This is a genomic window from Kitasatospora sp. NPDC052896, assembly GCF_044547075.1.
Lineage (GTDB): Bacteria > Actinomycetota > Actinomycetes > Streptomycetales > Streptomycetaceae > Kitasatospora.
Genome location: NZ_JBITZU010000001.1, coordinates 553,638 through 565,862 on the forward strand (window position 1 = coordinate 553,638; position 12,225 = coordinate 565,862).

General features: G+C 69.5%; 11 protein-coding genes and 1 tRNA gene. 6 read left to right on the forward strand and 6 right to left on the reverse strand.

Features of this window, described 5'->3' with window-relative positions:
• The first annotated feature begins 111 nt into the window (after nucleotides 1-111).
• Nucleotides 112-185: transfer RNA gene (locus ACIGXM_RS02565), tRNA-Thr, on the forward strand.
• Between the two features lie 371 nt (nucleotides 186-556).
• Here ACIGXM_RS02565 and ACIGXM_RS02570 read toward each other — a convergent pair.
• From ACIGXM_RS02570 to ACIGXM_RS02585, 4 genes are all read right to left on the reverse strand, one after another.
• Entirely contained in the window at nucleotides 557-967 is a 411-nt protein-coding gene (locus ACIGXM_RS02570; RefSeq protein ID WP_396556031.1) for an NUDIX hydrolase, read from the reverse strand.
• Between the two features lie 3 nt (nucleotides 968-970).
• Complete coding sequence (locus ACIGXM_RS02575) at nucleotides 971-1,522, reverse strand: flavoprotein (protein WP_396556033.1); 552 nt, start codon at nucleotides 1,520-1,522, stop codon at nucleotides 971-973.
• Entirely contained in the window at nucleotides 1,519-2,793 is a 1,275-nt protein-coding gene (locus ACIGXM_RS02580) for a helix-turn-helix domain-containing protein (RefSeq protein WP_396557344.1), read from the reverse strand. The genes ACIGXM_RS02575 and ACIGXM_RS02580 overlap by 4 nt, the downstream gene beginning before the upstream one ends.
• A gap of 363 nt (nucleotides 2,794-3,156) precedes the next feature.
• The gene (locus ACIGXM_RS02585; RefSeq protein WP_396556035.1) at nucleotides 3,157-3,303 is read right to left on the reverse strand and encodes a hypothetical protein; all 147 of its coding nucleotides are present in this window, start codon (nucleotides 3,301-3,303) and stop codon (nucleotides 3,157-3,159) included.
• Between the two features lie 17 nt (nucleotides 3,304-3,320).
• Here ACIGXM_RS02585 and ACIGXM_RS02590 point away from each other — a divergent pair, with 17 nt between their 5' ends.
• The 4 genes from ACIGXM_RS02590 (at nucleotide 3,321) to ACIGXM_RS02605 (ending at nucleotide 7,810) form a co-directional block, all read left to right on the forward strand.
• Nucleotides 3,321-3,962 carry an ATP-binding protein gene (locus tag ACIGXM_RS02590; protein WP_396556037.1) on the forward strand — a complete coding sequence of 214 codons (642 nt, stop codon included), beginning with the start codon at nucleotides 3,321-3,323 and terminating at the stop codon, nucleotides 3,960-3,962.
• Nucleotides 3,963-3,979: 17 nt separating this feature from the next.
• Nucleotides 3,980-4,573, forward strand: a complete 594-nt coding sequence (locus ACIGXM_RS02595; protein ID WP_396556039.1) for an N-6 DNA methylase — start codon at nucleotides 3,980-3,982, stop codon at nucleotides 4,571-4,573.
• 558 nt (nucleotides 4,574-5,131) lie between these two features.
• Nucleotides 5,132-5,398: a hypothetical protein gene (locus ACIGXM_RS02600; RefSeq protein ID WP_396556041.1), complete on the forward strand. Its 267-nt coding sequence runs from the start codon at nucleotides 5,132-5,134 to the stop codon at nucleotides 5,396-5,398.
• Between the two features lie 267 nt (nucleotides 5,399-5,665).
• Nucleotides 5,666-7,810, forward strand: a complete 2,145-nt coding sequence (locus ACIGXM_RS02605) for an AIPR family protein (protein ID WP_396556043.1) — start codon at nucleotides 5,666-5,668, stop codon at nucleotides 7,808-7,810.
• 1,450 nt (nucleotides 7,811-9,260) lie between these two features.
• Here ACIGXM_RS02605 and ACIGXM_RS02610 read toward each other — a convergent pair.
• Nucleotides 9,261-9,836 (reverse strand): GNAT family N-acetyltransferase, encoded by a 576-nt coding sequence (locus ACIGXM_RS02610; RefSeq protein WP_396556045.1) that lies wholly within the window; start codon nucleotides 9,834-9,836, stop codon nucleotides 9,261-9,263.
• A gap of 73 nt (nucleotides 9,837-9,909) precedes the next feature.
• Here ACIGXM_RS02610 and ACIGXM_RS02615 point away from each other — a divergent pair, with 73 nt between their 5' ends.
• Entirely contained in the window at nucleotides 9,910-10,521 is a 612-nt protein-coding gene (locus tag ACIGXM_RS02615) for a TetR/AcrR family transcriptional regulator (RefSeq protein ID WP_396556047.1), read from the forward strand.
• A 3-nt stretch (nucleotides 10,522-10,524) separates the two neighbouring features.
• Here the strand turns inward: ACIGXM_RS02615 and ACIGXM_RS02620 are convergent, their stop codons facing one another.
• Nucleotides 10,525-12,132, reverse strand: coding sequence for an alpha/beta hydrolase (locus ACIGXM_RS02620; protein WP_396556049.1), 1,608 nt, complete (start codon nucleotides 12,130-12,132; stop codon nucleotides 10,525-10,527).
• Nucleotides 12,133-12,225: the final 93 nt, after the last annotated feature.

Consider the following 12,225-nt stretch of genomic DNA (forward strand, 5'->3'; position numbering starts at 1 on the left):
CGGCACCTTCGCGCTCCCCAGCCATCCGGTACGGAACCACACGCGAACCTGTGTAGACTTGCCCGCGTTGCCGATACCGACCTCCCCACGGACGGTCGCCCCGGCAGCGGTGCCGCCTTAGCTCAGTTGGCCAGAGCAACGCACTCGTAATGCGTAGGTCGCGGGTTCGAATCCCGCAGGCGGCTCAGTGAAGGCCCAGGTCACATAGCCCGTGACCTGGGCCTTTTGCCGTTCCTTGACCTGCGGGCAGGCGTCAGCGACGCGCTACAAGATCGCTTGCGTGAGCAATGCTTGAGCGCGGGTGCTGATCTTGATCTAGCCCTTGGCCTTCTTGCCCTGGGCTTCGTCTTCTTCGCGGCCTTCCGCTTCGCCTGCTCCGCTTCGGCGGCGGCCTTGGCGTGAGCCTCGGCCTCGGCCTTCCGCTGGAGGGGGGACGAGCTTCCGCCGCCCACCACGACTGCCCTGCAGTGCCCCGGACAGCGCTGACCACCAGCGACCGGAATTCGGCTGCCGCTGCAGGCGGCCACCAGTTGGAGGTCGCCCGCAGCGTGCTCTCTCAGTCCTTGAGCGCGATATCCAGGTATGCCTGCACTGGCTCGAAGATCCCGTACGGCACGTACTCGGGGATCTCTGCAAGCGCCACCCACGCCAGTGCGTCGAGTTCTCGTGGGTCACCGATGGCGGCGGTGCCGCTGACAGTCTCGCAGGCCGTGTACGACATCCACCGCCCAGTCTCTGGGTGGACGCGCTCGCCGAGGATCTTGATAGCCACCACGTTGAGCCCCGTCTCCTCCGCGGTCTCGCGGACAGCCGCTTCCTCGGGAGACTCGCCGGGCTCGATCTTGCCTGCCGGGAACTGCCACGAGAGCTGGCCCTCGCTGACCCGGCGCCGGACCATCAGCACCCAACCCTCTCGGATCACGATCGCGGCAGCGATACCTGGCCGGCCGTCTGAAGCCGGGAGCATCGGCTACTCCCTCTCCGTCGCTGAGGCTGCCACGGGGCGGAGCAGGTCGAGGACGTGAGTCCAGTTGTACTTGTCGCGGCCCCCACCAGCCTTGGGCTTGTGGGGGACGTAGTCGCCGATCAGGACGCCCATCGACCGGAGCCGAGCCAGGCTCTCCCCGTACGCGGGGTGGGCAGCCTGGGCGGAGTTGACATAGGGCTGGACGGCGACGGGGATGCCGAGGCCGTACGCCTCGCAGAGGATGCCGAGCGCGAGGGTGTCGGAGATGCCGGCGGCCCACTTGTTGATGGTGTTGAAGGTGGCCGGGGCGACGGCGATCGCGTCGGCCGGGGGCAGCGGCTGGGGGATGCTCGGCGTGCGCCAGGCGGAGCGGATCGGGTAGCCAGTCTGGGCCTCGATGGCCTCCTGGTCTATGAAACCGAGCCCGTTCGGGGTCGCGATCACGCCGACCTTCCAGCCCTCGGCGTGGGCAGCGGTGATCAGTTCGCTCACCCCGTCGGCGATGCCCGACGCGCAGACGACGACGTAGAGGAACGGCTCGCGGTGCTCGGTCAAACCTGGACTCCCAACTCCTGGCAAAAACGGCGAAGCTCCGGGACGGCGCCGCGCCGGTCGCGAGCCGCCATGTCACCGGCCAGCTCGAGCACGCTGGGCCGTCGGCGGATGTCCTCCGAGGCACAGCTCTCCGCGATCCTGAGCGCTTTGTATCCCTCGGCCAGTCTGCCCTGCTGGCTGTAGGCCCGTGCAGCCTCCACCCACAGTGCCGCCCGGCGCTCGGGGACCGGGATGCGCCTGCGCATCAGGGGCTGGGCGGCTTCCAGCGCCGTTCCCGCGTCGCCGAGGACGACCGAGGCGCTCACCGAGTGGAGTGCGACGTTGGTCGGACTGAAGTTCGCCCAGGCTTCGGGGCCGTCGAGGGCGACGTAGCGTGCGACCTCCTGAGCCTCGGCGAGGAACTCGGCGGTCGTGGCGCGGTCGCCGCCGGCGCTTGCGGCCGTCACTCCGCGAAGGAGCATGAGCCCCAGTGCGGCGAGGTACTCAGGCGTGCGCCGGTCGTAGCTACCAGAGAGCTGGTCGGCGGTGTGCCGGATGAGGGTGACGGCTGGCGCGGTGTGCCGGTCGCGCGCGAGGACATGCGCCTGGACGCGGACGCTGGAGGCCATCACCACGGGGTCGGCGCTCCGCTCGGCCTCGGCCATGGCACGGCCGACCGCGAGCCAGGCGTTGCCGTGGTCGCCGAGCTTGAGTAACAGGCTCACCGCGGTCTGGTACGCCGTCGCGAGAAGCCCGGACAGGACCTGATCGCCGCCGCGGGAGGCGTCCTGGGCCTGGCGAAGGTCGGCGATCAGCGACGGCAGTGCGCCTTCGAGTTCGGCGTACCGGCAGGTGTAGAAGAGCCTCCGGGCCTGGGAGAGCCGGGCCGCGAGTGCGGCCTGGGGTTGTGGCGCGTGCTCGGCTGGCACAGGTCCAGGCAGCAGCGCCTGGACCAGCTCTATCCCCACGCGGGGACGGGGCGTCGGGGTCGCGAGCGCGGCGACGCTCGCGGCCAGGAAATTGCGACGGTGCATGTCGTCCGTCCTGCTGTCCGCACTGGTAGGGGAGGAAAGGCCGAGGCTGCCCAGTGGGATGTCGAGCACGGCTGCGGCAGCGCGCAGGACGTCGATGTCCTGCGTCCCCTTGCCGCTCTCCAACCTGCTGATCTTCGACTGGTGGTAGCCCAGTTCGGTGGCCACGTCCGCCTGCGACCGGCCGCTCAACACTCGCGCGCGGCGGATCACCTCTCCGATTCCACCCGCAGCGGAGTGTCCTTTGGCCGTCCGCGACATGGCTTCCCTGCCAATGCTGATCCTGCCCTGGTGCGCCGAGCGTAGCCGCACCAGGGCATCCCGGCATGCACGATCTGCATGGATCACGCACGCGGAGCCCATGCCATAACCGTGGTGCATCGAGATGGAGTTGTCTGGTCGTCAGCAGCTCGACCACCCTCGCAGCTTGCGGTTCCCCGCTCCCGCATGACCGAGGCCCATCTGCGGTCTCTCGCATGCGCGGCTTTACCCAGTGGCTAAGGAGAAGTGCCGATGACCCTCCGCTCGGACGCACAGAGGGGCGACACCGCGCACCAGCGGGACGCAGTGGCCGTTCCTCTCGCTTCGGAAGACGGTCGGGCGTCGAACACAAACGCGAACCCCTCAGGCCGCGCCGCTGAGCGTCGCGAGCGCCTCGCCACCGCCAGCACTCACGCCCGAGAGGTCCTCGACCGCCACCAGTTCGAGGACGGCCGGTGCAGCGACGGCTGCGGCCCCTGGCCGTGCAACAGCGTTGTCGACGCGGTCCAAGCCTGCGACGGTGACCAGTGATCGCCTCCACTCACGCCCGACGTATCTCGTTCATCGGCACCAGGCGCGACCACGTCCCGCCGGCCCGGGACGCCGTCGTCCGAGTCGCCCGCTCGTGGGGGATCGACCCGACCTCGCTGGGAGATATCGCGCTGGTCGCCGACGAGCTGCTCGCCAACGCGGTCATCCACGCGCCAGGAAGACTGCTGGTCGGCATCTACCTCTCTCCGGACGGCGACCGGGTGGTGATCGAGGTCTACGACCCGTCGCGCCGGATGCCCACCGGGGCCGCGAACTTCGGCAACGACGAACTGACCACCGGTCGAGGCATGTTATTGATCGAGGGTCTGTCGGAGATCTGGGGCGCGGAGCCGACGACCCATGGCAAGAAGGTCTGGGCCGAACTGGCGGTGCCCGCTGTCGCGGTACCCGAGCACCCTCGCTCGGCCCGAAGGGCGGCACTCATCGCCGACCTCGTCACCGTGGGTGACGCGCTTGCCGAAAAGCCCAGCGGGCGTCACGCCACTCTGGTTCTGGCCAATCCGCCCTTCGGCCGCAAGTCCGCCATCGCCGTGATCGGGCAGGACGGGGAAGTGGAGAAGGAGGACGTTCAGTACGACCGCGACGACTTCACCACCACCACGACGAAAAGCAGCTGAACTTCCTGCAGCACATCATGTCGCTGACGGCTGTCGACAGTCGTGCGGCCGTCGTTTTACCTGACAACGTCCTCTTCGAAGGCGGCGCGGGCGAGAAGATCCGCCGCCGGCTGCTCGATGAGTTCGACCTGCATACGATCTTGTGGCTGCCTACGGGCATCTTCTATGCCGGCGGGGTCAAGGCCAACGTGCTGTTCTTCAACAAGAAGCCTCCGCGTGCAGACGGCAAGCCGCACGCCACCCAGACATGGATTTATGACTTCCGTACCGGCCAACACTTCGCCCTCAAGCAGCGGCCTCTGACGCGCGCCCACCTCGACGACTTCGTTAAGGCGTATCGACCAGGGGAGCCCCGTACCGCCCGTGTGTCTTCCGCGTCCTCGGACGGTCCGTGGCAGGTCTTCTCCTATGGCGAGCTGATTGCCCGCGACAAGGTGAACCTGGACATCACCTGGATGAAGGACCCAGCCCTGGCGGATGCTGATAGCGGCTTGACACCGGAGGTCATCGCCCTGGAGATCATCCAGGACCTCCAGGCCGCGCTTGTGGATTTTGCAGCCATCGCCGAGGCGTTGGGCGAAGAGGTTCCGGAAGACTTGGAGCCGGAGTAGAGCACTCCGGAAGACTGCTTTTGCGTGAGCGGACTGGGCGGCACCGGGCGGTTTGGGCGGCACTCGAGGGCTGGGCCACACTTCACTGACTTGGGTAAGCAGGGCTTGATGGCACGGCCCGGCGCCAGCAGGAATAGTCTTGCGGGGCCTCGCGGTGCTGTGCTTCCCGCGGTGGTGGACGCAGTTCGGCTCCAGCGCCAACTGGCCGTTCCCGGTCTTCCTGCCCAGCACTGGCGTCTTCGCCGCCTGGCTGGTGTCCTTCACCTTCCTAATGGTCACGGGCCACGAGTCGAGGCGGGTCGACCGGGCCGCTCGCGTCGCGGACGCCAGTCTCGGCGTCGTCTGGGTGCTGTTCACCTGGTCGGTGCTGGGCGGTTTGGTGGACCTCGTGCTGGGCGGGTTCGACGTCGGCGGTGCCGAGCGAGCCAGGGTCGTGGCCGTGGTGTCAGCGGGGCTGCAGGGCTGGGGGCACTACGCGGCGATGCGCGTGCCCCGAGTGAAGCGGCTGGACGTCCACGTTCCGCAGCTCGGCGGGGCCTGGACGGGACCCGGGTCACGGTGCTGGACGACACCCACTACGGGCCGATCGACCGGGCGGGCTGGTCGGAGCGGGTGGCCGCGGCCGTCAACGCGCTCGACGCGGACGTCGTGGTCCGCGCCGGCGACATCGCCGACGGCACCGCAACACGGCCGTCGTCATGCTGGACGACGGCCATGGGCTTCCTGTCGCGGACCATCCACGGCCACGCACCGTCCAGCCGGACAGTCATGGAGAGGAACCTAGCCAAGGAGATTGACCAGGTGGTCACCTGGACTCGCGCCTGATCGTGGGACAACGCTGACGCTCGCAGCCGAGGAGCCCGTTCGCCACTGCTGCAGTCTTCCTCCGGTACATGCATAGGCCGGTGGGGGAGCCGTACGACTCCACCGTCGCCATCGAAGCCCACTACCTCGTTGACTGACGACTGCACGCAGGCCCGGCAACCTGTGGCGGCTGCCGGGCATCGTTACGCTGCTCACTTGGTTCACCCCTCATGCCCTGAACCACCCGGGTAGGCTGGGTAGTTAGGGCGAGACCGGGAGTGGGATCAGATGGGGAAGAGCGCGCAGGGCATGCCGCTGGAGGTGCGGCAGGTTCGCGAGGCGTTGCTGAGGGAGTTCGCTGACCGGATTTCCATGGACGACTTCGAGAAGAAGGATCCCAAAGAGCGTGAGATCGCCCTCTTGTCCCGGGCAGTATCGGCGAAGGCGGCTCGCATCCTGACTGACTGCACCTCGGACGAGGCAGCCACTGGGGTGATCGATGGCCGGGACGACTTTGGCATCGACTCCGTGGCCTTTTCTGCATCAGGCACGGAACTCTGGCTGATCCAGGCCAAGTGGAAGAACTCTGGGACAGCCGGCTTCGACACCGAGGCAGCACTCAAGCTCATCCATGGCCTCAAGAAGCTCGACAACCGGGATCTCGACCACTTCAACGAGCGCCTGCGGCTCCTTGGAGACCGGGTGCACGGGGTCCTCAAGCTACCCACCTGCAAGGTGCACCTTGTCATCGCTCTCATGGGGGATGGCCGGCTCTCGCTTGAGACGCGCACCATACTGGATGAGGCGGCCCGCGAATTCGGTGGTCTCGGCCGCACTGTCGAGTACCGAGTGGTGGATCAGGCTGACTTCCACCGGGCCATCCGGGAAGATCTGGAACCGGAGCCGATCACACTCACCGCGAAGATGACTGAGGGTTGGCACGACCGCGAAACTCCATACAAGGCCATCGTTGGTGAGGTGAGTGCCGCGGAACTTGCCCAGTGGTACGCAGACAACGGCGAGCGTCTCTATGACCGGAACGTCCGCAAGTCGCTCGGGCTCACCGGAGTCAACAAGACCCTGGTCGACAGCATGTTGGAGGATCCTGACGGCTTCCTCTATCGTCACAACGGCATCACGGTGCAGTGTGACACCATCGAGCGGGAGTTCTTTGCGAAGCGCGCGACTGGCGCGCCTATCTCCCTGACCCTCCGCAACGCAAGCGTCGTGAACGGGGCGCAGACCGTCACCTCAGCGAACCGGGCCTTCGAGAAGGACCCCGACGCGGTGGCGGAAGCCTACGTCTCCGTACGGATCGTCTCGATCCAGGGGACGCCCGAGGGGTTCGCACAGAGCATTACCAAGGCCACCAACACTCAGAACCACATGGAGCGGCGGGACTTCATCGCCATCGACTCGGTCCAGAGCGAAATCCAGAAGGACTTCAAGCTCTCACTCGACAAGGAGTACGTCTTCCGACGGGGGGAGATGGACCCGGCGCCCGAATCCGGCTGCTCGGTCACTGAGGCGGCCACCGCCCTCGCCTGTGCGTATCGGGATCCGACCTTCGCAGTCCGGGTCAAGGGGTCGACCGAGGCCCTGTGGAAGGAAGGCGCTGATGGCGCCTACACCCGCTTGTTCGGGCAACAGCCGAGCGCCCAGCAGATCTGGCGTTCCGTGCAGGTCCTGCGGGAGATCCGAGACGAGCTGACGAAGCTCCGGTCGACACTGTCGGGGAGGGCGGCGTCCATTGCGGACAGTGGGGCGCTGCTGGCCGCCCATGTGGTGTTCCAGCGCATCGGCAGCGAGGCGATTGAAGAGCCCGACAGCGACTGGGACACGATTCTGCGGGGCGTGCCCGACCAAGTGCGAAGTGTCCTGGCCTGCCTGATCGACATGGTCGATAAGCTCTTCACCAACAAGAGTTACATCACCAGCACCTTCGCCAGCGAGGAGAAGTCCAAGCAGCTGGTCCAGGCGGTCTTGCTGACGCTCGACGCAGGGAGCGGCACCCCTGATCTATCAGCGTTCGTTACGGCAGCCAGCAAGAAGCGTCCGAAGCGTCCGCCGACAATTCACCTCCTCGTGGACCACGACCTCATCCCTGACGGTACCCCGTTGGCTTACGCAGCCAGCGACACGGAAGAGCGGGCCATCGGCGCCTGGCTCGACCAGGACCCGCGCCGTCGTCGGGCCAGTTGGCTCAACGACCGCAAGGCACCGATCCTCTGGGAGGCGGATGGCCGGCGCTACTCGCCGAGTGGACTGGTGAACCACATCTGGCAGCAGGCTGAGTGGCGGGAGCAGTGGAGTGCCGTCCAAGGGCCCAAGCAGTGGCGGGTACCGGGGGAGGGGACGTTGGTGGATATTGCGGAACGACTGTGGCGGCGGCTGGACACGGAACAAGAACCGGAGGAAGGCAGCCAGTCTTAACCGGCCCGCCCCGATCGACCCTTGTCGGATCGCGTGCTTCAGCTCAAACGGTCTTGCTCGGTGGTGCCAGGCGTTGTGCTGTCGGCGGGTCGCGGCCGGCTGTGCCGGAGCCGACCTGCGTGAGCGATGCGTGAGCGGACTGCACATCATGTACCGGTTCGAGCCAGATCGTGGAACGCGTGCGAGTGCTCTGACCAGCAAGCTTCGGCATCAAGTGATCGATGCCGACAGCAGCCATCATGATCACTCTCGGGCTCGTAATGCGTAGGTCGCGGGTTCGAATCCCGCAGGCGGCTCCACGGTGAACCCCCGAGTCAGGCGACTGACCGGGGGTTTCCGTTTCCCGGCCATGGGAGTCATTCGGTCGGGTGCGGCCGTCGGCGGAGCCAGGGTGTGCCGAGTCCTTCCCCCGCCGGGTCAGCGTCCGACGTCACCGTGGCGGTCGCCCGGGTTGCCCTTCCCGAGCCTCCGACCTGCGGCGACGCTGCCGCACGGGCCGGGAGCACTGTCCTCGTGCGGCGCCACACCGGCCTCCCGTCCCGGCGGTCGGGGCAGGACGAGGATCGGAGGGGCCCCTTATGAGCGAGCGGTGGTACCGGGGTCTGGAGCACGGCACGACGCCCCGCCTGGACGGCAGGAGGCTCGCCGCGCTGACAGAGGCCCTCCGGCTCTGCCCGGACGAGCGGGCGGAGCTCTCTCTACACCCCCGGTGGGGAACCGTTCCCAGCCGTGGCGCCGGACGGCGGGGGCTCGACCTGACCCCGCTCCGAGGTCTTCTAGACCAACAGATGCCACGGCCCGCCCATCTCACCGCCAACTCCTGCGACATCATCGGCTGCAACGAGGCGATGGCCGAGCGGTGCCTTTGCGTGCTCAAGCCCCGGGCCAATCCCATCAGTTGGGGACTGACGGCCCCGGAGTCCCGGGAACAGCCGGTCGAACCGACCGCGGCGCGCCCGCGGGCTGCCTGGCGATGTTCCGCTTCCCGGTGGCCCAGCGCCCGGATCACCGCGAACTCGGCAGGATGCTCACCGAGACCCTCGAGGGCCCCGAGTGCCCACGGATCTGGGACGACGGCCCGGTCGTCATCGCCAACCGTGATGGCCACGCGTTCCGCCTGAGTCTCCCTCGCTTCGCGCCGCTCACCGTCGACGTCGTCGCGCAGGTGCTGCTCACAGTCGCGCAGGTGCTGCTCACAAAAGGCTCCGGGACGGAGAGCGCTGGCCGCGCCCGGCTGCGCGGGCGGTGTCGGGGTCGCCGCGATCGTCATGCCGCGGGAGGTGGGTCCGTTCGTCTTCGAGCAGCGCTTCGATCCCGCGTCGGCCTTTCCGGCGAGGCCTCCCGACGGAACGGCGAGGCGCCGTGCGACAGGATCGCGCCCGCGGGTGCCGGGGCGCGGCGCCGGCGGCCGGGCCGCAGTGGGCACCGGCCGCCCGGGCCGCACTCCCGGTCAGAGGCCGAGTCCCGCTCGCTGCTCCGAGGTGCGCCACTCGTCCGCCAGCAGTGACCAGACCTCCTTGTCGTGCCGGACGCCGTTGTGCGGGAAGTACGAGCGCAGGACGCCGTCCAGCCGCATGCCGAGCCGCTGGGCGACCGCGCGGCTGCGGGTGTTGCGGGTGCTGGTGAACCACTCGACGCGCTGGAGGCCGCGCTCGACCAGCGCGTACTCGACCAGGTGGCGCACGGCGGCGGTCACCAGACCGTGGCCCTCGCCGGCCGACTCGGTCCAGCAGCCGATCTCGCAGTTCCCCGAGACGGTGTCGAAGTGCACGAACATCACGCCGCCGACCAGGGTGCCGTCCAGCCAGATGCCGTAGATCCGGCCGGCGTCGGCGGCCTGCCGGTCGGCGTAGCCCTGGAGGGTGACACGGGCCGAGTCGAGGTCGGTGGAGCGCGAGGCCCAGGGGATCCAGGGGTCGGTGTTCGGGCGGGCCCGGTCGATGTGGGCCAGGAACTCGGCGGCCTGCCAGGGCTCCAGCGGGCGGAGTTCGGCGGGACGGGCGGCGGCGAGCGGTATGGCGTACACGAGAGGTTCCTCCGGGAGAGGGGGAGAGCTGGCGGGCATACATAACAAACGTTTGGTAGGTACCATAGCCGCCATGACGCCTGCCCGGGGAGACCATGAAGCCAGGCGCCGCGACGTCTCCGAGGCGGTGTGGCGGGTGCTGGCCGCACACGGCTTCGGCGGGCTGACGCTGCGCGCCGTGGCAGCCGAGATGAACGCCAGCACCGGCCTGCTCACGCACTACTTCCCGCACAAACGCGCGCTGCTGGCCTGCGCGTTGGAGGTGCTGGACCAACGCTCGGCGGAGCGGCCGCGCCACCAGGCCCCCTCCGAGGGGCTGCCCGCCCTGCGCGCCGCGCTGCTCGACATCCTGCCGCTGGCCCCCGAGAGCGCCGCCAGGAACAGGATCTGGGTCTGCTCCTGGGACGTCGCGCTCGCCGATCCGGAGCTGGCCGCCGCGCACGCCGTGCGCTACCGGCGCGGACGCGAGCGGCTGGCCGGGCACGTGGCCGCCGCCCAGCGCCGCGGTGAGCTGCCCGCCACGACGGCGACCGCCGACCTGGCGGCCGCCGCGCAGTCCTTCGCGCTCGGCCTGGTGGTACAGGCGCTCTTCGCACCCGAGGAGTTCCCGCCGGAGCGCCAGATCGCCCTGCTGGACGACTGGTTGGCCGCCACAGCCACGCCGGGTGCCCGACGGGCCACCTGAGCGCTACCGGCCGCAGCTCAGACCGCTCTCCGGCTGCTCCCCCTCCAGCAGGTACCGGTCGACCGCGGAGTCGACGCAATCGTTGTGCCGGCCGTAGGCGGTGTGGCCGTCGCCGTCGAAGGTCAGCAGCCGCCCCGAGGCCAGCTGGCCGGCCAGCGACTTCGCCCAGGAGTACGGGGTGGCCGGGTCGCGGGTGGTGCCCACCACCACGATCGGTTCCGCCCCCTCGGCCCGGATGGTGTGCGGGCGCCCGGTGGCCGGGACCGGCCAGTAGGCGCAGGCCAGCGCCATCCAGGCCAGCACGCGGCCGAAGTGCGGCGAGGCCTTCTCGAAGTCCGGCAGCACCCGGGCGACCTGGTCCGGCCCGGTGAACGGGGCCGGCATGTCCAGGCAGTTGATCGCCATGTTGGCGAACATCAGGCTGGGGTACGTGCCGTCCGCCGAGCGCTCGTAGTACGAGTCGGAGAGCTTCAACAGCCCCGAGCCGTCGCCCGCCTTCGCGGTCTCCAGCGCGCTGCGCAGCTGCGGCCAGAGGGACTCCGCGTACATCGCCTGGATCACGCCGGTGGTGGCCTGCGCCGCGGTCAGCTTGCGCCCCTGGTCGGTGCCGAGCGGCGTGGCCTCCAGGTTGGCGAGGAGCAGGTTCAGCTCCTCGCCGGCCTCCTCCGGGTTGTGGCCGATCGGGCAGTCCGGGTGCGCGGTGCAGTCCCCGGCGAACGCCTCCCAGGCGGTCTCGAAGCCGCCGGCCTGGGCGCGGTTGGCGGCCAGCGCGTCCAGCGACGGGTCCATCGCGCCGTCCAGCACCAGCCGGCCGGCCCGGGACGGGAAGAGCCCGGCGTAGGTGGCGCCCAGCATGGTCCCGTAGGACTTGCCCACGTAGGAGAGCTTCGGGTCGCCGAGCAGCGCGCGCAGCACGTCCAGGTCGCGGGCCGCCTCGACGGTGCTGAGGTGGCCCAGCACGGCGCCCGAGCGCTTCGCGCAGCCGGCCGCGAACTCCTTGTCCGCGGCGACCAGCTCGTCGACCTGCCGCGTGGTGCCCGGGGTGGTGTCCACCGCCGTGAAGGCGTCCATCCGCTCCCCGCTCAGGCAGCTGACGGGGGAGCTGCGCCCGACCCCGCGCGGGTCGACCCCGACCAGGTCGTAGGCGGCGCGGACGGCCCGGCTGTAGCTGCCCGCGACCGCCTCCAGGTACGTCACCGCCGAGCCGCCCGGGCCGCCGGGGTTGAGCACCAGCGAGCCCAGGTGCCGAGCCGCCCCCGCCCCGGACGCCTTCGCCCGGACCGCGCCGAGGGTCAGGTCACCGTGCCCCGGGTGGTCGTAGTCCAGCGGCACCTTGAACCCGGCGCACTCGAAGCTCTGGTCGCACGACCGCCAGTCCAGCCGCTGCCCGTAGTAGGAGGCGAGGCCGGCCGGGATCGCCGCGGGCAACGGTTCGAGCGGCGCGGCGGCCCGCGCGGGCCCGCCGGTCGCCGGCGTGCCGTCCGCGGAGAGCGGCGGGCCGCCGTTCCCCGACCGGCCGATGGCGCACCCGCCGAGCAGCAGCCCGGCGGCGGTGAGAGCGGACACCATCCGCGCGGTGGCGGCGACACGGGCGGATCGGGCAGGGCGCATGCGGTGTTCTCCCTCGGGGGAGCCGGTCGGCGACCGGCTGTGCTGAACATGGCCGCCGCGGCCGGTCCCGGTCGGGCCGGCCGCGGCGGGTGC